This is a genomic window from Nocardiopsis sp. iso_40, from assembly GCF_056173285.1.
Genome location: NZ_CM149666.1, coordinates 1,339,891 through 1,357,936 on the forward strand (window position 1 = coordinate 1,339,891; position 18,046 = coordinate 1,357,936).

The window sequence follows — 18,046 nt, forward strand, 5'->3', positions numbered from 1 at the left end:
CCGTGGATATTGACATGAGCGTCCTGCGCAGCCTGGAGCGCGAGAAGGACATCGCCGTCGAGCTGGTCGCCAAGGCCATCGAGGACGCGCTGCTGATCGCCTACCACCGCGAGGAGGGCCCCGAGAAGAAGGCTCGCGTCGAGCTGAACCGCTCCACCGGCCACGTGGTCGTCTGGGTCGCGGAGACCGACGAGGAGGGCGGGGTCGTCGGCGAGTTCGACGGCACCCCCACCGGGTTCGGCCGCATCGCGACCTCCACCGCCAAGCAGGTCATCCTCCAGCGTCTGCGCGACGCCGAGGACGAGCTGACCCTGGGCGAGTTCGCCGGCCGTGAGCACGACATCGTCTCCGGCATCATCCAGCAGGGCAAGGACCCGCGCAACGTCCTGGTCGACCTCGGCAAGATCGAGGCCGTCCTGCCCCCGCAGGAGCAGGTCCCCACGGAGGACTACACCCACGGCGAGCGCCTGCGCGCCTACGTGGTGCAGGTCCGCAAGGGCCACCGCGGCCCCTCGGTGACCCTGTCGCGCACCCACCCCAACCTGGTGCGCAAGCTCTTCGAGCTGGAGGTCCCCGAGATCGCCGACGGTACCGTCGACATCGCGGCGATCGCCCGTGAGGCCGGTCACCGCACCAAGATGGCGGTCCGTTCCAACCGGGGCGGCGTCAACGCCAAGGGTGCCTGCATCGGCCCGCTCGGCAGCCGTGTCCGCAACGTGATGGCCGAGCTCCACGGGGAGAAGATCGACATCGTCGACCACTCCGAGGACCCAGCCGTCTTCGTCGCCAACGCGCTGTCCCCGGCCCGGGTGAACTCGGTGGAGATCCTCGACATGGCGGCCCGCGTCGCCCGCGTGGTCGTGCCCGATTACCAGCAGTCACTGGCGATCGGCAAGGAGGGCCAGAACGCCCGTCTGGCAGCCCGTCTCACCGGTTGGCGGATCGACATCCGCTCCGACGCCGAGCCCGCCAAGACCGTCGCGGAGGGTGTCGACGAGCCCGTCCAGGGCGATTATGATGCCCCTCCGGCCGGTTAATCGGATCGCACCCATGTCCCGACACGATATGGTGGCCGGAGACGGTCCTGACCGTCCCGTGCGTACGTGCGTGGGGTGCCGGTCGCGGACAGTCCAGTCCGACCTCGTGCGGCTGGTGGCCGAGGGCACGGTCATCACGCCCGACACCCGGGGTCGACGTCCGGGGCGTGGCGCCTATCTGCATCACGACCGGCGATGCCTCGAGCTCGCCGAACGTCGCAGAGTGTGGCCCCGCGCCTTCCGGAAACGGAACGGTGGAGGCACCACCGGGTGGGACGCCTCACTTGTGGCGTCCCTACTCGGTGACGCCCCGCGTGAGTGAGCGCTTCACCGATCCGGATAGGGTTGGAATGTCTGGGCTGGCCTCAGGGTTGTAGAGACCGAGGTCGGCGTGCAGTGCTGTGTCGGCGCGTAAGGGCTGGCCCATTGTTGTGTAGCGATGAGGAAGCAGGTCGAGATTGCGATGAGCGCCTGATGAGTACGCAGCGATGAGTAACTCGAGCTAACGACGGTCCGGCACAAGCCCATGTCCCGGACCGAAGCTGAAGGAGAAGAGTGGCGAAGGTCCGGGTGTACGAACTCGCGAAGGAGTTCGGTGTAGAGAGCAAGGCCGTGCTGGCCAAGCTCAACGAGATGGGCGAATTCGTTCGTTCGGCGTCCTCGACGATAGAGGCCCCCGTCGTGCGACGCCTACAGGAAGCTTTCAACAACGGTTCCGACGGAAACGGCAAGAAGGGTGGCGCGGCTCCCAAGCCGGGCCCCGCCTCCAAGCCCGCCGCCGGTTCCTCCGAGCGTCCCGCGGCCCCCAAGCCGGGGCCCGCTCCCAAGCCGGGCCCGAAGCCGGGTCCTGCGGCCAAGCCCGCCGAGCCCAAGGCCGAGAAGCCGGCCGAGCCGAAGGCCGCCAAGCCTGCCGCGCCGGTCGACAAGCCCGCGGTTCCGCATTTCGAGAAGCCCGCGGAGCCTGCTCCGAAGCCCGGCCCCAAGCCGGGCCCGAAGCCGGCCCGCGGCGAGAGCGCGCCGCGCCCCGGCGGCCCCAAGCCCGGTGCGGCCGGTGGCCGCGGCGAGCGCGGCGACCGTCCCCAGCGCGGTGACCGTCCGGAGCGTTCCGGCGGTCGCGAGGGTGGCCGCGGTCCGCGTCCGGGCGGTCCCCGTCCGGGCCCGCGTCCCGGCAACAACCCGTTCGCGTCCAACGCGTCCGGCATGGGCTCCAAGCCGGCCGCTCCGCGTCCCGGCGGCGGTGCTCCGCGTCCGGGCCCGCGTCCTGCCGGTCCGCAGCAGGGTGACCAGCGCACCCCGCGCCCCGGCGGCGGCGCTCCGCGCCCCGGCGGTGCCGGTGGCCCGCGTCCGGGTCCCCGTCCCGGTGGCCCGCAGCAGGGTGACCAGCGCGCTCCGCGTCCCGGTGGCGCCGCCGGCGCTCCGCGTCCGGGCGGTGCCGGTGGCCCGCGTCCGGGTCCCCGTCCCGGCGGCCCGCGTCCCAGCCCGATGAACATGCCCTCGTCCCGTCCGGCCGCGCCCGCTGGCGGCGGTCGCGGTGGCGGCGGCGGTCGTCCCGGCGGCGGCGGTGGCCGCGGCCGCGGCGGCGCTCCCGCGGGTGCGGGTCCGCGTCCCGGTGGCGGCGGCGGTCGTCCCGGCGGTTTCGGCGGTCGTCCCGGCGGCGGTCGTGGTCGCGGCGGCGGAACGGCCGGTGCGTTCGGTCGTCCGGGCGGTCGTCCCGGGCGTGCCCGCAAGTCCAAGAAGCAGCGGCGTCAGGAGTTCCACGAGCTCTCGGCCCCGTCCTTCGGCGGCGTCAAGATCCCGAGCGGCAACAACCAGACGATCCGTCTGTCGCGCGGTGCCTCGCTGTCGGACTTCGGTGACAAGATCGACGTCAACCCGGCGTCGCTCGTCCAGGTCATGATGCACCTGGGTGAGATGGTCACGGCGACCCAGTCGCTGCCCGACGAGACCCTGCAGCTGCTCGGCGAGGAACTCAAGTACCGCATCGAGGTCGTCAGTCCCGAGGACGAGGACCGCGAGCTGCTGGAGTCCTTCTCCATCGAGTTCGGCGAGAACGAGGGCGGCGACGCCGACCTCCGTCCGCGCCCGCCGGTGGTCACCGTCATGGGTCACGTCGACCACGGTAAGACCCGACTGCTGGACACCATCCGCAAGACCAACGTCGTCAGCGGCGAGGCCGGCGGAATCACCCAGCACATCGGTGCCTACCAGGTCGCGACCGAGGTGGACGACGAAGAGCGCAGGATCACCTTCATCGACACCCCTGGTCACGAGGCGTTCACCGCCATGCGTGCCCGTGGTGCGAAGGTCACCGACGTCGCGGTTCTGGTCGTGGCGGCCGACGACGGCGTCAAGCCGCAGACGGCCGAGGCCATCGACCACGCCAAGGCGGCCGAGGTGCCGATCGTGGTCGCGGTCAACAAGATCGACGTCGAGGGCGCCGACCCGCAGCGGGTGCGTGCCCAGATGACCGAGTACGGCCTCGTGGCCGAGGAGTTCGGCGGCGACGTCCAGTTCGTGGACATCTCCGCGCTCAAGGGCGACAACATCGACGCCCTGCTCGAGTCGATCGTCCTGACCTCCGACGCGGCCCTGGACCTCCAGGCCAACCCGGACATGTCGGCGCAGGGTCTGGCGATCGAGGCCTACCTGGACCGCGGTCGCGGTTCCATGGCCACGGTGCTGGTCCAGCGCGGCACGCTCAACGTCGGTGACTCCATCGTCTGCGGCGACGCCTACGGCCGCGTTCGCGCCATGCTCGACGAGCACGGTGAGAACGTCCAGTCGGCTGAGCCGTCCCGTCCGGTGCAGGTGCTGGGTCTGACCAACGTTCCCAGCGCCGGTGACAGCTTCCTGGTCGTCAAGGACGACCGCGTGGCCCGTCAGATCGCCCAGCAGCGCGAGGCGCGCGAGCGCTTCGCCCAGCAGGCGAAGTCGGCCCGCCGGGTCACCCTCGACAACTGGCAGTCCGCCATCAAGGAGGGCGAGCGCTCCGAGCTGCTCCTCCTCATCAAGGGCGACATGTCCGGTTCGGTCGAGGCGCTCGAGGAGTCGCTGCTCAAGATCGACGCCGGTGGCGACGAGGTCAGCATCCGGATCATCGGTCGCGGTGTCGGTGCGATCACGCAGAACGACATCAACCTGGCGTCGTCCGCTGACGCGATCATCGTCGGCTTCAACGTTCGGCCCGAGGGCAAGAACAGCCAGCTGGCCGACCGCATGGGCGTCGACATCCGGTACTACTCGGTCATCTACCAGGCCATCGACGAGGTCGAAGCCGCCGTCAAGGGTCTCCTCAAGCCCATCTACGAGGAGGTCCAGCTCGGCAGCGCCGAGATCCGCGAGGTCTTCAAGGTGCCGAAGATCGGCAACATCGCCGGTTCCATCGTCCGCGACGGCATCATCCGCCGTAACAGCAAGGCACGTCTCATCCGCGAGGGCCGGGTCATCTCGGAGAACCTCAACGTCGAGTCGCTGCGTCGCTTCAAGGACGACGCCACCGAGGTCCGCGAGGGCTTCGAGTGCGGTATCGGTGTCGGCTACAACGACCTCCGGGTCGAGGACGTCATCGAGACCTACGAGATGCAGGAGAAGCCCCGCGACTAGTCGCGAGGACTGATCCACCTGGGGCCCCGGACGACCGTGTCCGGGGCCCCGCCTTTGACGGCTCACACAACACCACAGGTGATCACTTGTACGTTGGGGCGCTGACCCTGGACGTCCTCCTCGGAGACGTCCACTCGCTCAAACAGAAGCGTTCGATGGTGAGGCCTGTCGTCGCCGAACTGCGCCGGAAGTTCTCGGTGTCGGTCTCGGAGGTCGGCGAGCACGACCTCTACCGTCGGGCGAAGATCGGTGTCGCGGTGGTCGCACCGACCGCCGCCCACGCCCGGGACCAGATGGACACCTGCGAGCGTTTCGTCGCGGGCCGTCCCGAACTGGAGCTGCTCTCCGCCAGGCAGCGGCTCTTCAACGAAGAGGAAGACTGACGATGGTTGACGCCGCACGTGCGCGCAAGATCGCCGACCGTATCCAGCGCATCGTCGCCGAGATGCTGGACCGGCGGATCAAGGACCCGCGCCTGGGATTCGTCACCGTGACCGACGCCCGGATCACCGCCGACCTGCGGGACGCCACGGTGTACTACACGGTGTTCGGAACCCCGGAGGAGAAGTCGGCCAGCTCCGCCGCTCTGGAGAGCGCCAAGGGCGTGATCCGCAGCGAGGTCGGCCGGCAGACCGGTATCCGGCACACGCCCAGCCTGACCTTCGTCGTCGACGAGGTCCAGGAGAACGCCCAGCACATCGAGAAGCTGCTGGTCGAGGCGCGTAAGGCTGACGAGGAGGTGGCCCAGCGGGCCACCGGTGCCAAGCCCGCGGGTGAGGCGGACCCGTACAAGGTCCCCCGCGAGGACGAGGACGACGAGTAACACCCTTCCGGGTGGCGGCGCGGCCCGCGCCGCCACCCCTTCCCTTCCCACATCCCTGAGGAGTCCCATGGCCGAGAGCGGTGTCGTGGTGGTCGACAAGCCCGCCGACTGGACGTCACACGACGTGGTCGCCAAGACCAGGGGGCTGGCGCGGACCCGGCGCGTGGGCCACGCGGGCACCCTGGACCCGATGGCCACCGGGGTCCTGGTCCTGGGGATCGAGAAGGGCACCAAGCTGCTCGGCCACCTGACCCTGACGGAGAAGACCTACGAGGCCACGATCCGGCTCGGCCTGGTGACCAACACCGACGACGCCGAGGGCGAGCCCGGAGCGCGGGCGGACGCCTCCGGGGTCTCGGAGGCGGACGTGCACGCGGCCGTCGCGAAGCTCACCGGCCCGATCGAACAGGTGCCGCCGCAGGTCAGCGCGATCAAGGTGGACGGCAAGCGGGCCTACAAGTCGGCCCGTGAGGGCAAGGAGGTCGCGCTCAAGGCCCGCACGGCGACGATCTCCCAGTTCGACGTCACCGGTATCCGCCGCGTCCCGGACCCCGAGGGCGCCTTCGTCGACGTGGACGCGGTCATCACCTGTTCCAGCGGTACCTACATCCGCTCGCTCGCCCGCGACATGGGCGCGGACCTCGCGGTGGGCGGGCACCTGACCGCGCTGCGCCGCACCCGGGTGGGCCCCTACGACCTGTCGCAGGCCCGCACCCTGGACCAGCTCGCCGAGGAGTACACCCAGATCCCGCTGGCACAGGTGGTGGCCGCGACCTTCCCGGTGCGCACCATGGACGAGGCCGAGACCCGCGCCATCCGGCACGGCAACCGCATCGGCCCGAGCTCCCTGGGCGAGGGACCCGTGGGCCTGTTCGCACCCGACGGCACCGTCATCGCCCTGGGCGAGAACCGCCCCGGGCACATGAAGCCGGTCGTGGTCTTCTCCCCGGCCTGATCAGATCTTGATGACCGTCGCTTTGTTGCCACAGAGCATTCGCAGGTCGTCGGGGTCGGAGGTGAGGACGGTGACCGGCCCGGGAGCCGCGAGCGCGGTGGCACACAGCATCGCGTCGATGGCGTGCCGATGACCGTGCAGGCTCGCAGCGCTCAACAACCGTGTGGCTTCCCTGGCGATGTGCTCAGTCACCGGTTCGATTGTCAGCCGGGACAGTTGCCATTCCAACGCCGCGCGGTTGATCCGCGGATGGATGACTTCCACGAGTGTCGCGGAACTCGTGATCACGCGGCTGTCATCGGCGCGTGCGAGGACGAGCCAGCGGGTGATCTCCCGGTCCTGGAGGACGGCCTTGGCCAACCCCTCGCTGTCCAGGACGAGGGTGCCGTTCGGGCGGTGGGGGCTCGGACTCATCTACTCCACCGGTCCCGGTGCGCCCTGTTCTTCGCGAGCCCGGTGCAGTTCCTCGCGTGTCCGCTGGAGTTCCTCGTCGGTGACGGGACCGTGGTGGGATTCCAGCGCCTCGATGAGGTCATCGAGGTTGTCCCGTTCGAGCTGCCTGGTCACAGCGGCGGCGACATAGGAGGACAGGCCGGACGGTCCGCTTCGGGAGCGCGCCTGTTCGGCGATGTCTCTGGGCATGGTGATGGAGTACTTCTGGGTGAGGCTGCTCATGCTACTTATGCTACCAAGAATGCTCCCGTGGCATGGGTCAGCCGCCCAGAAACCTGGTGAGGGCGGCTGTCAGCTCCCCGGGGCGTTCGACGGAGGGCAGGTGGCCGGTCTCGGGCAGTTCCAGCAGCCGGGCGCCGCGAACCCCCTTGGCGTACAGGTCGGCGACCGCCTGGACCTGGGGGACCTCCGACAGGCCCTTGACCACCAGGGTCGGTACGCCGATCTCGTGCAGGCGGTCCACCGCCGGGCGCTCGGGCCACTCCGCGTGGTTGGCGGGGCTCGACCAGAGCCGGGCGAACACCTCCCGCAGCATCAGCAGTGACAGCTCCCAGGCCTCGGTGGGCACCTCCTCGGGTGAGCGCCCCGGACCCAGCACCATGAACCTCGCCTGCGCCTCGGCCATCGCGGCCACGTCGGCGGGATCCGGATCGGCGTCGCCCGCCCGGTAGGCGGACAGCCGTTCACGGGGCACCGCGGACAGCGCCATCTGCTGCCCGGTCCGGACGAACACCTCCGGCCACACGTGACCCGACATCCCGGGGCAGACCAGGGCGAGCGCGCTGACCCGCTCCGGGGCGGCCAGGGCCGCGTCCACCGCGTAGGCGCCGCCGAAGGACGCACCGACCAGTGCGGCCTCCCCGATCCCCAGGGCGTCCATCAGGGCCAGCAGGTCCTCGTGGTGCCGTACCGGCCCCTCGTGGGAGGCCGAGCCCCCGTAGCCGCGCCAGTCGTAGCGCACCACCCGGTGCCGCCCGGCGAGCTCCGCGAACTGGTGGTCCCACATCCGCCGGTCGGCCACCCCAGCGTGCACGAGGACGACCGGGGGACCGGACCCGGCCTCGTCGTAGGCCAAACGTGTCGTACCGGTGTCGATCGTCGCCATCCAGGCACGCTAAACCTCGCTCCGCGGGCGTGCCAACCCGCCTCTGCCCACGGCAGAGCCGCGGTCGTGCCGTGCCGGAGCGCGGCGGGCCGCACCGGGGCAGTGTCGGAAACAGGGCCGCCGCCGTGGCAGGCTTGGGGCGAACGAACTCTGACGACGGACAAGGGGACCGGACGTGCGGCGATGGGACGGGCTGGAGGGCATTCCCTCCGACTGGGGGCGGTCCGTGGTGGCGGTCGGTGTCTTCGACGGGGTGCACCGCGGCCACCAGGCGATCCTGGCCTCCGCGCGCGCCCACGGGCGCGAGCTCGGACTCCCGGTGGTCGTGGTGACCTTCGACCCCCACCCCCAGCGGGTGCTGCGCGGGGTCACCCCGCCCGTGCTGACCCCCGTCGGGCGCCGCGTCGAGCTCATGGAGCCCTTCGGGGTCGACGCGGTGTGCGTCCTGCCGTTCAGCGAGGAGCTGTCCGCTCTCAGCGCCGAGGGGTTCGTCCAGCGGGTGCTGGTCGACCGGCTCGCCGCCGCCGCGGTGGTGGTGGGGGAGGACTTCCGGTTCGGGCACCGCGCGGCCGGGAACGTCGCCGTGCTGGCCGAACTGGGTGAGAGTTACGACTTCACCGCCGACGGGGTGCGCCTGGTCGCCGAGGGCGAGACCATCACCTCCACCCGGATCCGTTCCCTGCTGGACGAGGGCGACGTGGCCGCCGCGGCGGACCTGTTGGGCCGCCCCCACCGGGTGAGCGGGAGGATCGTGCACGGGGCGGCCCGCGGCCGTGAACTGCTCGGTTTCCCCACCGCCAACGCGGACCTGCCCCCGGACACGGCCGTGCCCGGCGACGGGGTCTACGCCGGGTGGCTGAGCCGCCTGGAACCGGTCGGCGGACAGGAGGAGGGCCGCTGGCCCGCGGCGGTCTCGGTGGGCACCAACCCCACGTTCAACGGGGCCGAGCGCACGGTGGAGGCCTACGCGCTGGACCGGGACGACCTGGAGCTGTACGGGCTGCGCATGGCGGTCGACTTCACCGCGCGCATCCGCGGCCAGGAGAGGTTCGACAGTGTCGACGAGCTGATCGCGGCGATGCACCGCGACGTCGACCGCTGCCGGGACGTGCTGGCCGCGGAGGCCGGCGACAGCGCCTGAGCGGGCGTCGCCGGGACGAGTCCGGGGTCACCGCCGGGGCGGGGTCCCCGGTGCCTGGACTGCGGTAGGGTGGATGAGTCCACGTGTGCCCGCGGCCGGGCCACCCCAGGGGTGGCGGAGCCGGCGGGGCGCGGTGCACCCACGCCGTCGGCGTCGGTCCGCGCACACCACACGCGACGGTGACTGTTCGTACGCGCGGTCACCGCGTCTGACCCCTGTCACGTGCCGGGGTTCGCCCTGCGTACCGATTCATCAGAGAAGGAGCGTTGTGTCGATCGACACCGCCACCAAGGAAAAGATCATCGCCGAGTACGGCACCAAGGAAGGCGACACCGGTTCGCCCGAGGTCCAGGTCGCGCTGCTCACGCACCGCATCACCGAGCTCACCGAGCACCTCAAGGACCACAAGCACGACCACCACAGCCGCCGCGGCCTGCTCCTGATGGTCGGCCGCCGTCGTCGGCTGCTCAAGTACGTCGCCAAGCAGGACATCACCCGCTACCGCTCGCTGATCGAGCGTCTGGGTCTGCGCCGCTAGGTGAATCCGGAGGGAGTGGCTTCGGCCGCTCCCTCTTTGTTAGTAAGGTGTAACCGTAGTGGCGGCCGACACGGTCGCCGCACGGTAAGCCACACCCGTGCCGTTTCCCCGGTCCATATGGGTCGGTCCTCGGTAGTGGTCTCCGGCAACACCGCACCAGCTGCGGCGCCGTGGACTTCGATCGATGACCGGCCGTCATCACCTCCGGGGCACGACGCGGGCGAGAAAGCGGCGTCGCGCCCTCCGGCCCAGCCGGACGCGACGCGGTCCAACGTGTAGTAGGAGGTCGCCCATGGAGGGCGCTTACTCGGCCGAAGCCGTCATTGACAACGGCAAGTTCGGCACCCGTACCATCCGCTTCGAGACCGGCCGTCTGGCCCGTCAGGCCGCTGGCGCGGCCACGGTCTACCTGGACGACGAGACCGTCGTCCTGTCGGCGACCACCGCCTCGAAGCGCCCCAAGGAGAACCTCGACTTCTTCCCGCTCACGGTGGACGTCGAGGAGCGGATGTACGCCGCGGGCCGCATCCCCGGCTCCTTCTTCCGGCGTGAGGGCCGTCCTTCCGAGGACGCCATCCTCACCTGCCGCCTGATCGACCGTCCGCTGCGCCCCTCCTTCAAGAAGGGCCTGCGCAACGAGATCCAGGTCGTCGAGACGATCCTGGCGCTGCACCCCGAGCACCTGTACGACGTCGTCGCCATCAACGCGGCCTCGATGTCCACGCAGATCTCCGGAATCCCCTTCTCCGGCCCCATCGGCGGTGTCCGCGTCGCCCTGATCGACGGCCAGTGGGTGGGCTTCCCCACCCACGGTGAGCTGGAGAACGCCACCTTCGACATGGTCGTCGCCGGCCGTGTCCTGGAGGACGGCGACGTCGCGATCATGATGGTCGAGGCGGAGTCCACCACCCAGACCCTGAAGCTGGTCGCCGAAGGGGCCGTCGGCCCCAACGAGCAGACCGTCGCCGAGGGCCTGGAGGCGGCCAAGCCCTTCATCAAGGTGCTGTGCAAGGCCCAGCAGGCCGTCGCCGAGCAGAGCAGCCGCGAGCAGGCCGAGTTCCCCATCTTCCTCGACTACGAGGACGACGCCTACGCCGCCGTCGAGGGCGCCGTGCGCGAGGACCTGGCCAAGGCGCTCACCATCGCCGACAAGCAGGACCGCGAGGCCCAGCTCGACAAGATCAAGGCCGAGGCCGCCGAGAGGCTCGCCGAGGACTTCGAGGGTCGGGAGAAGGAGGTCAGCGCTGCCTTCCGCAGCCTGAGCAAGCAGCTCATGCGCGAGCGCGTCCTGCGCGAGAAGGTCCGCATCGACGGCCGCGGCCCCAAGGACATCCGCCAGCTGAGCGCCGAGGTCGGCATTCTGCCGCGGGTGCACGGTTCGGCCCTCTTCGAGCGCGGTGAGACCCAGATCATGGGTGTCACCACGCTGAACATGCTGCGCATGGAGCAGACGGTTGACACGCTCAACCCGGACAAGACCAAGCGCTACATGCACAACTACAACTTCCCGCCCTACTCCACCGGTGAGACCGGTCGGGTGGGCTCGCCCAAGCGGCGCGAGATCGGGCACGGCGCCCTGGCCGAGCGGGCCCTGCTGCCGGTTCTGCCCGCCCGCGAGGAGTTCCCGTACGCCATCCGCCAGGTGTCCGAGGCCCTGGGGTCCAACGGCTCCACCTCGATGGGTTCGGTCTGCGCCTCCACCATGTCCCTGATGGCGGCCGGCGTGCCGCTCAAGGAGATGGTCTCCGGTATCGCCATGGGTCTGATCAGCCAGGGCGACGAGTTCGTCACGCTGACCGACATCCTCGGTGCCGAGGACGCCTTCGGCGACATGGACTTCAAGGTCGCCGGTACCCGTGAGCTGATCACGGCCCTGCAGCTGGACACCAAGCTCGACGGCATCCCCGCCGAGCAGCTGGCCCTGGCCCTGCAGCAGGCCCGCGGCGCCCGTCTGGCGATCCTCGACGTCATGCAGGAGGCCATCGAGCGTCCGGCCGAGATGAGCCCGAACGCTCCGCGCATCCTGACCGTCAGGGTCCCCGTCGAGAAGATCGGCGAGGTCATCGGCCCCAAGGGCAAGATGATCAACTCGATCCAGGACGACACCGGCGCGGACATCTCGATCGAGGACGACGGCACCATCTACATCGGTGCCACCGACGGCCCCTCCGCGGAGGCCGCCCGGGACACGATCAACCAGATCGCGAACCCGACCATGCCCGAGGTGGGCGACCGCTACCTGGGCACCGTCGTCAAGACGACCGCCTTCGGCGCGTTCGTCTCGCTGCTGCCCGGCAAGGACGGTCTGCTGCACATCTCGCAGATCCGCAAGCTGCACGGCGGCCAGCGGATCGAGAACCTCGACGACGTGATCAGCATCGGCGAGAAGATCCAGGTCGAGATCCGCGAGATCGACGACCGCGGGAAGCTCTCCCTGGTCCCGGTCGAGGTCGTCGAGTCCGAGGCCGCACCGGCCCCCAAGGCCGAGAAGCCCGACGAGGCCGAAGCCGCGGACGAGGGTTCCGACAAGGGCGACGACAAGGGCGAGGGCGCCCCGCGCCGTCGTCGGCGCCGTAGCTCGGGCGGGCGTTCCGAGAACACCTGATCCCATCCGACCCGGTACGGGGCGGTCGCGTCTTTCACGATGCGGCCGCCCCGCCGTCGTTCGACACGTATGCTCTGCTGGATGTTCCGACGCGTAGAAGAAGGATTTATGAGTTCTGTCCCCATCGCCGCCGAGCAGGATCCGGGCACGACCGTGACACTGCTGGAGCCCGACGGCGGTTCCGGTCTGGTGCGTCGGACGGTGCTGCCCGGCGGACTGCGCGTGGTCACCGAGAACATCCCCGGGGGCCGGTCCGCGGCCTTCGGGATCTCCGCGGCCACCGGTTCCCGCGACGAGGACTCCGCGCACGCGGGGTCGGCGCACTTCCTGGAGCACCTGCTGTTCAAGGGGACCAGGACCCGGTCGGCGCTGGAGATCTCTGCGCTGCTGGACGGGGTGGGCGCCGACCACAACGCCTACACCACCAAGGAGCACACCTGCTACTACGCGAAGGTCCTGGACCGGGACCTGCCGCTGGCGGTGGACGTGGTCGGCGACATGGTCGCCAACTCCGTGCTCGACGAGGGCGAGGTGGAGACCGAGCGCGGCGTGATCCTGGAGGAGATCGCCATGTACGAGGACGAGCCCGCCGACCTGGTGGACGACGTCTTCGCTGAGCACTTCTTCGGTGACACCCCGCTGGGCCGCCCCATCCTGGGCACCACCGACAGCATCGGGGCGCTGGCCCGAGACCGCATCGCCGAGCAGTACCGGGACGCCTACGTGCCCTCGGAGCTCATCGTCACGGCGGCGGGCAGCCTGGAGCACGACAAGGTCGTCGAGCAGGTCCAGGCGATGTTCGCCGACCAGTTGGCTGCCGCGGGCGACGCCCGCCCGTCCCGTCCGCGCGGGCCCGGTGAGCCGGTGCGCACGTACGGCGGCACGGTCGTGCAGCCGCGGGAGACCGAACAGGCCCACATCATCCTGGGCTCTGAGGGCTTGACCCGCGCCGACCCGCGCTGGCACGCCCTGCGCCTGCTCAGCGCGGCCCTGGGCGGCGGTATGTCGTCCCGCCTGTTCCAGGAGGTGCGGGAGAAGCGCGGCCTGGCCTACGCGGTGCAGGCCTACCACACGGCCTACGCCGACACCGGCACCTTCCAGATCTACGCGGGCTGCCTGCCGGAGAAGGCCGACGAGGTCATCGGGGTCTGCCGCGACGAGCTGGCCAAGGTGGCCGCCTCAGGTATCACCTCGGAGGAGCTGAGCCGGGCCAAGGGCCAGATCCAGGGGGCCATGGTGCTGGGCAGCGAGGGCACCAGCGCCCGGATGGGCCGCCTGCTCTCACACGAGCTGACCCGGCCGCGGCACTCCTCCATCGACGAGGACCTGGCCCGGTACGACGCCGTCACCCGCGACGACGTGGCCGAGGCCGCGGCCGAGCTGCTGGCCCGCCCGCGCGCGCTGGCCGTGATCGGCCCCTACGAGGCCGACCGCGAGTTCTAGGCTCCCGTGTCCCGGTCCGTTCCGGGCCCGCTCCGCACGCCGCGGGGCGGGCCCGGTCCCGTTTCCCGGGCTCCGCGGGCCGGTCAGCCCTCCACCAGGCCCTGGCCGACGAACCCTCCCTCTGGGCAGCCGGGCGGGACCGCGTACACGGCCGACCCCACCGCCGTCACCCACTGGTTGAGCAGGTCCAGTTCGTCCAGGCGGCGCTGGACGGGCAGGAACTGGCGTACCGGGTCGGCCTGGAAGGAGACGAACAGCAGCCCCGCCTCCCCCCTGGCCCGGTCGTCGTAGTTGTAGCCGCGGCGGAACATCCGTTCGTCGGGGTCCCCGGTGCGGGCGCGGCGCACGTGTGCGAAGTCGGCGATCACCGGGAGTCCGCCGTCCCCCTTGGCCTCGAAGTCGGGTTCGTCGTGTTCGCTGTCCCCGGTCAGCGGTGCGCCGTCGGACAGCCTGCGGCCGATCACCGCCTCGCGGGCGGGGCGGTCCAGTTCGTCCCAGGTGTCCAGGTGGGTGGCGATCCGGCGCAGGACCAGGGAGGTGCCCCCGGACAGCCAGTCCGGCCCGGACCCGCCCCACACCAGGCGCTCGAAGTCCTCGGTGCCGGGTGCGGGGTTGACGGTGCCGTCCACCTGGCCCATGAGGTTGCGCATGGTGGTCCCGTCGGGTTGGGACCCGTGGGCGCGGCGGAAGCCGTCCTGGCTCCAGCGCAGCCGGCCGAACGCCCGGGAGTCCTTCAGCAGGATCCTGGCGGCGTGCGAGACGGTGACCGGGTCGTCGGCGCACACCTGGAGCAACAGGTCGGTCTGGCCCCAGGCGGGGTCGAGGTCGTCGTGTTCGAAGTCGGGCAGGTCGGTGAGCCAGTCCGGGACCGCGTCGGGGTCCACCCGTTCCACCAGGCCCGGGCCGAAACCGAAGGTCACGGTCAGGCGGGCGGGCACCCGGGCGAGTTCGGGCTCGGTGTCGGCCAGCGCCGGTTCGCCCCGGGTCAGGCGTGCGGCGTCGTCACTGAGCAGGAACAGCAGTCGGCGGACGCCCTCCGCGGCCACCTCCGGCTCCAGATCGATGCCGAGGAGGGTGGCGTGCGCCTGGGGCGCGGTCTGTACCCCGGCCTGGCGGGTCCCGTGGAAGGCGACGGTCTGTTCACCGTGTGGCGGGGGAGGGGCCGCCGGTTCGGGTTCGTCGGCGGGCAGCACCCGGTGGGTGAGGGTGGCGCCGAGCGCGCCCGCTCCGGCCGCGGCCCCGCCCAGGAACAGGTTGCGGCGGCTCAACCGGCCGCGTGGCGGCCCTTTGTCCTGGTGCCCGGCGGCGCCCATCAGTGGTCCCCGTGCTCGTCGTCGCCCTCGTGCTCCCCGTCCCCGCCTTCGTGGTCGCCGTGGCCGTCGCCGTCCTCGTGGTCGCCGTGCTCGTCGTCGCCCTGGTACTCCTCGTTGGCGCCTGCGTGTTCCTTCACCGGCGCGCTGAACTCGGCGGTGGAGCCGTCGGCGAACTCGACGGTGACCCCGGTCTCCGACCCGGGCTCCAGGTCCCCGGTCAGGCCCATCAGCATGATGTGGTCCCCGCCCGGGGTCAGCGGGAGGGTTCCGCCGGCGGGGACGAGGAAGCCGTCCTCCTTCTCCCGCATGGTCCCCTCGGTGCCCTCGCCCACCACCTCGTGCAGCTCCGCGGTCTCGGAACCCTCGTGTGCGGCGGCGACGACGGTGACGTCGGCGTCGGTACCGTTGGCGATCTCACCGAAGACCGCGGTCATGCCGTCGTCCTCGGTGGCCGCCTTGATCCAGGGGTCGGTGACGGAGAAGCCGTCGGCCGCGGTTCCGGTTTCGCCGCCCTCCGCGGAGGTGTCGTCGGCTCCGGCGGTGTCGGGCGCCTCGTCGGTGTCGGTGCCGCCGCAGGCGGCCAGGGCCAGGAGCAGGCTGAGGGACAGCGGCGCCAGGGACAGGGTTCGGGCGTGGGCCATGGGTTCTCCTCGGACGGGCCGTCGGACGCGGCCGTTCGTTAGGAGAGTCGGTCGTAGGGCGGTCGTGGTTCCCGCGGACACGGAAAAGCCCCGCCGGAGGGTGTCCTCCGACGGGGCCGGGTGCCTCGGGGCGGGGTCAGCGGCGCTTGCGCCGCGTGACGGCGATGCGCTTGGGGCCCCGCTGGTTGGCGGCCTCGTGCACGACGACCTCCAGGAGCCCCTCACCGTAGCTGGCTGTGATGTCCTCCTCCTCGACCCCGTCGGGCAGGCTGATCTCGCGGCGGAACGTGCCCATGAACCGTTCCGAGGAGTAGTAGACGACGTCCTCCCCGTCGCGCTGGCGCTCCCCGCTGATGGTCAGGACGCCGTGGTTGAGGCTGATCGCCACGTCCTCCTCGTACACCCCCGGCACCTCGCAGCGGATCACCAGGTCGCTCCCCTTGGCGAGGATGTCGGTGGGCGGGCTCCAGGCGTCGGCGAAGCCGCGCTCGCGTTCGCCGGCCTGACCGCCCTCTATCGAGGACATGGTGTCGGAGATGCGGTTCATCTCGGTGATCATGTCGACGACCCCGTGGAAGGGGTTGCTGAACCTCTTGGGTGTCATGTGCCCTCTGCCTCCTCTGGATTGCCGCTCTCGCCCCTGCGCTCCACCCGGACGCTCCCCGTCCGGGTCGGCGGCGGCCGGTCCTCCGCCCGCAGCCGTTTGGCCCTACCGGGCTTGGGCTCGTCGCCCAGCCCCTTGAACAGCCCCCACAGCATGAACACGAGGATGACCGCGAAGGGCAGGCCCGTGACCACGGAGGCCGCCTGGAGTGCGTCGAGGGCGCTTTCGCCGCCCAGCACCAGCAGGATGAGCGTCACACCGCCCTCGCTGACCGCCCAGAAGGCCCGCTGGAGCCGGAGCGGCCTGGTGTCCCCGCCGTTGGTGAGGGTGTCCACCACCAGTGATCCGGAGTCGGAGGAGGTGACGAAGAAGATGGTCACCACCAGGATCAGCAGGACGGAGGCGATCACCGCGACCGCCGGGGCCAGGGGCAGGGCGTCCAACAGGTGGTAGGCGGCCTGGGCCTCGTCGCCGTCGTTGAACCCGCCCTCACCGAACAGTTCGTAGTACAGGCCGGAACCGCCGAACACCCCGAACCACAGCACGGATACCACGACCGGGGCGAACAGGGCGCCGAGGACGAACTCGCGGATGGTGCGGCCGTAGGAGATGCGGGCCAGGAAGACGCCGACGAAGGGCGCCCAGGAGATCCACCAGCCCCAGTAGAAGACGCTCCAGTCGGTGGTGAAGGTCGCTGCGGTCTCGTCGGCGAGCGGGCTCGGGAAGGACAGGCTCCAGGGGACCAGGTTGCCCAGGTACTCGCCCGCTCCGGTGAGCGTGGAGCTGATGATCCACAGCTTGGGCCCCACCGCGAAGATGAACGCCAGCAGGATGAACGCCAGCCACAGGTTGATCACCGACAGGCGGCGGATGCCCTTGTCGATCCCGGACAGGACGCTGAACAGGGCGATGCCGGTGATGACGATGATGATGGCCGACTGGGACCACGAGTTGTTCGGCAGACCGAAGACCTCGGACAGGCCGCCGTTGATCTGCAGGGTGCCCAGACCGAGCGAGGTCGCCAGGCCGAAGATGGTGCCGAACACCGCCAGGATGTCCACCAGGTTGCCCGGCCAGCCGAAGGCCCTGTCGCCGAGCAGCGGGTAGAGCGCCGACGCGGGGCGCAGCGGCAGCCCCTTGCGGAAGGCGAAGTAGCCCAGGGACAGCCCGAGGGCGATGTAGATCGCCCAGGGGTGGAAGCTCCAGTGGAAGAAGCTCAGCCCCAGGGCCTCCCCGGCTGCTTCGGCCTGGGGCACTGGGTCCGCGCCGGGCTCGGGGGCAACCGGGGCCAGTTCGCTGGAACGCGGTGAGTGCAGGTGGGTGACCGGCTCGGCGACGCCCCAGAAGACGAGGCCGATGCCCATACCCGTGGTGAACAGCATCGCGAACCAGGCGATCGTGCCGAACTCGGGCCTGGAGTCGTCGGGTCCGAGCCGGATCTTCCCGAACCTGCTCAGCATCAGGAAGACGGCCACGCCGAGGAAGGAGGTGGTCGCCAGCACGTAGAACCAGCCCAGCTGGGAGCCGATCCAGTCACGGGCGGCCGAGGCCCCGGCCAGCAGGGGATCGGTGAGAACGATCCCCAGCACGACGAAGGCGATGATGACTGCGCCTGAGACGACGAAGACGGGTGGGTTGGTGTGTTCGCGAACGTACTCGCGCAGGGATGAGATGGTGGCTCCTTCCCAGCCCCGCTGGGTGTACGGGGGTTGGAGCGCCGGTTCCTGCACCGGCCACGGACATGTCCCGTGGGATGGTAGAGGCTTTGGTCCCTGGCAGTAAAGC

17 protein-coding genes are annotated in these 18,046 nt (G+C 70.6%); 10 read left to right on the top strand and 7 right to left on the bottom strand.

Annotated elements, in window-relative coordinates; genetic code table 11:
- The first annotated feature begins 14 nt into the window (after positions 1-14).
- The 6 genes from nusA to truB all read left to right on the top strand — a co-directional run bounded on the left by nusA (position 15) and on the right by truB (position 6,418).
- Positions 15-1,037: a transcription termination factor NusA gene (gene nusA, locus AC0VYD_RS05885; RefSeq protein WP_475480196.1), complete on the top strand. Its 1,023-nt coding sequence runs from the start codon at positions 15-17 to the stop codon at positions 1,035-1,037.
- A gap of 28 nt (positions 1,038-1,065) precedes the next feature.
- A complete protein-coding gene (locus AC0VYD_RS05890) occupies positions 1,066-1,359 on the top strand; it encodes a YlxR family protein (RefSeq protein WP_475480197.1) in 294 nt (97 codons plus the stop codon).
- Positions 1,360-1,592: 233 nt separating this feature from the next.
- Entirely contained in the window at positions 1,593-4,640 is a 3,048-nt protein-coding gene (gene infB / locus AC0VYD_RS05895) for a translation initiation factor IF-2 (RefSeq protein ID WP_475478940.1), read from the top strand.
- An 86-nt stretch (positions 4,641-4,726) separates the two neighbouring features.
- Complete coding sequence (locus AC0VYD_RS05900; protein WP_017542630.1) at positions 4,727-5,023, top strand: DUF503 domain-containing protein; 297 nt, start codon at positions 4,727-4,729, stop codon at positions 5,021-5,023.
- 2 nt (positions 5,024-5,025) lie between these two features.
- The gene (rbfA, locus tag AC0VYD_RS05905; protein WP_475478941.1) at positions 5,026-5,463 is read left to right on the top strand and encodes a 30S ribosome-binding factor RbfA; all 438 of its coding nucleotides are present in this window, start codon (positions 5,026-5,028) and stop codon (positions 5,461-5,463) included.
- Between the two features lie 67 nt (positions 5,464-5,530).
- A complete protein-coding gene (truB, locus tag AC0VYD_RS05910) occupies positions 5,531-6,418 on the top strand; it encodes a tRNA pseudouridine(55) synthase TruB (RefSeq protein WP_475478942.1) in 888 nt (295 codons plus the stop codon).
- Here truB and AC0VYD_RS05915 read toward each other — a convergent pair whose 3' ends face one another.
- Genes AC0VYD_RS05915 through AC0VYD_RS05925 form a run of 3 tightly spaced genes read right to left on the bottom strand, consistent with a single transcriptional unit; the run spans position 6,419 to position 7,976 of the window.
- On the bottom strand, positions 6,419-6,832 hold the full coding sequence (locus AC0VYD_RS05915) for a type II toxin-antitoxin system VapC family toxin (protein ID WP_475478943.1): 414 nt from the start codon (positions 6,830-6,832) through the stop codon (positions 6,419-6,421).
- Entirely contained in the window at positions 6,833-7,093 is a 261-nt protein-coding gene (locus tag AC0VYD_RS05920) for a CopG family transcriptional regulator (RefSeq protein ID WP_475478944.1), read from the bottom strand. It lies immediately after the preceding gene.
- 37 nt (positions 7,094-7,130) lie between these two features.
- Positions 7,131-7,976 carry an alpha/beta fold hydrolase gene (locus AC0VYD_RS05925; RefSeq protein WP_475478945.1) on the bottom strand — a complete coding sequence of 282 codons (846 nt, stop codon included), beginning with the start codon at positions 7,974-7,976 and terminating at the stop codon, positions 7,131-7,133.
- A gap of 175 nt (positions 7,977-8,151) precedes the next feature.
- On the opposite strand from AC0VYD_RS05925, the gene AC0VYD_RS05930 reads away from it, so the two are divergent.
- From AC0VYD_RS05930 to AC0VYD_RS05945, 4 genes are all read left to right on the top strand, one after another.
- Positions 8,152-9,117 carry a bifunctional riboflavin kinase/FAD synthetase gene (locus AC0VYD_RS05930; protein WP_475478946.1) on the top strand — a complete coding sequence of 322 codons (966 nt, stop codon included), beginning with the start codon at positions 8,152-8,154 and terminating at the stop codon, positions 9,115-9,117.
- Positions 9,118-9,385: 268 nt separating this feature from the next.
- Entirely contained in the window at positions 9,386-9,655 is a 270-nt protein-coding gene (gene rpsO, locus AC0VYD_RS05935; RefSeq protein WP_475478947.1) for a 30S ribosomal protein S15, read from the top strand.
- 292 nt (positions 9,656-9,947) lie between these two features.
- The gene (locus AC0VYD_RS05940) at positions 9,948-12,260 is read left to right on the top strand and encodes a polyribonucleotide nucleotidyltransferase (RefSeq protein ID WP_191268209.1); all 2,313 of its coding nucleotides are present in this window, start codon (positions 9,948-9,950) and stop codon (positions 12,258-12,260) included.
- A gap of 108 nt (positions 12,261-12,368) precedes the next feature.
- Positions 12,369-13,703 (top strand): M16 family metallopeptidase, encoded by a 1,335-nt coding sequence (locus tag AC0VYD_RS05945; RefSeq protein WP_475478948.1) that lies wholly within the window; start codon positions 12,369-12,371, stop codon positions 13,701-13,703.
- 83 nt (positions 13,704-13,786) lie between these two features.
- On the opposite strand, the gene AC0VYD_RS05950 is transcribed toward AC0VYD_RS05945, so the two are convergent.
- The 4 genes from AC0VYD_RS05950 to AC0VYD_RS05965 all read right to left on the bottom strand — a co-directional run bounded on the left by AC0VYD_RS05950 (position 13,787) and on the right by AC0VYD_RS05965 (position 17,925).
- A complete protein-coding gene (locus AC0VYD_RS05950; protein ID WP_475478949.1) occupies positions 13,787-15,016 on the bottom strand; it encodes a Dyp-type peroxidase in 1,230 nt (409 codons plus the stop codon).
- Positions 15,016-15,657: a copper chaperone PCu(A)C gene (locus AC0VYD_RS05955; RefSeq protein WP_475478950.1), complete on the bottom strand. Its 642-nt coding sequence runs from the start codon at positions 15,655-15,657 to the stop codon at positions 15,016-15,018. Before AC0VYD_RS05955 ends, AC0VYD_RS05950 begins: the two co-directional genes overlap by 1 nt.
- Positions 15,658-15,793: 136 nt before the next feature.
- Positions 15,794-16,261, bottom strand: coding sequence for an Hsp20/alpha crystallin family protein (locus tag AC0VYD_RS05960; protein ID WP_475478951.1), 468 nt, complete (start codon positions 16,259-16,261; stop codon positions 15,794-15,796).
- The gene (locus AC0VYD_RS05965; protein ID WP_475480198.1) at positions 16,258-17,925 is read right to left on the bottom strand and encodes a BCCT family transporter; all 1,668 of its coding nucleotides are present in this window, start codon (positions 17,923-17,925) and stop codon (positions 16,258-16,260) included. The genes AC0VYD_RS05960 and AC0VYD_RS05965 overlap by 4 nt, the downstream gene beginning before the upstream one ends.
- Positions 17,926-18,046 lie beyond the last annotated feature (121 nt).

Bases quoted from the DNA above. Each gene is read 5' to 3' on its own strand.
- AC0VYD_RS05920 (WP_475478944.1), bottom strand. From the start codon at position 7,093: ATGAGCAGCCTCACCCAGAAGTACTCCATCACCATGCCCAGAGACATC.
- nusA (WP_475480196.1), top strand. From the start codon at position 15: ATGAGCGTCCTGCGCAGCCTGGAGCGCGAGAAGGACATCGCCGTCGAG.
- AC0VYD_RS05915 (WP_475478943.1), bottom strand. From the start codon at position 6,832: ATGAGTCCGAGCCCCCACCGCCCGAACGGCACCCTCGTCCTGGACAGC.
- AC0VYD_RS05950 (WP_475478949.1), bottom strand. From the start codon at position 15,016: ATGGGCGCCGCCGGGCACCAGGACAAAGGGCCGCCACGCGGCCGGTTG.
- AC0VYD_RS05955 (WP_475478950.1), bottom strand. From the start codon at position 15,657: ATGGCCCACGCCCGAACCCTGTCCCTGGCGCCGCTGTCCCTCAGCCTG.
- AC0VYD_RS05960 (WP_475478951.1), bottom strand. From the start codon at position 16,261: ATGACACCCAAGAGGTTCAGCAACCCCTTCCACGGGGTCGTCGACATG.
- AC0VYD_RS05925 (WP_475478945.1), bottom strand. From the start codon at position 7,976: ATGGCGACGATCGACACCGGTACGACACGTTTGGCCTACGACGAGGCC.
- AC0VYD_RS05940 (WP_191268209.1), top strand. From the start codon at position 9,948: ATGGAGGGCGCTTACTCGGCCGAAGCCGTCATTGACAACGGCAAGTTC.
- rbfA (WP_475478941.1), top strand. From the start codon at position 5,026: ATGGTTGACGCCGCACGTGCGCGCAAGATCGCCGACCGTATCCAGCGC.
- truB (WP_475478942.1), top strand. From the start codon at position 5,531: ATGGCCGAGAGCGGTGTCGTGGTGGTCGACAAGCCCGCCGACTGGACG.
- AC0VYD_RS05890 (WP_475480197.1), top strand. From the start codon at position 1,066: ATGGTGGCCGGAGACGGTCCTGACCGTCCCGTGCGTACGTGCGTGGGG.
- AC0VYD_RS05945 (WP_475478948.1), top strand. From the start codon at position 12,369: ATGAGTTCTGTCCCCATCGCCGCCGAGCAGGATCCGGGCACGACCGTG.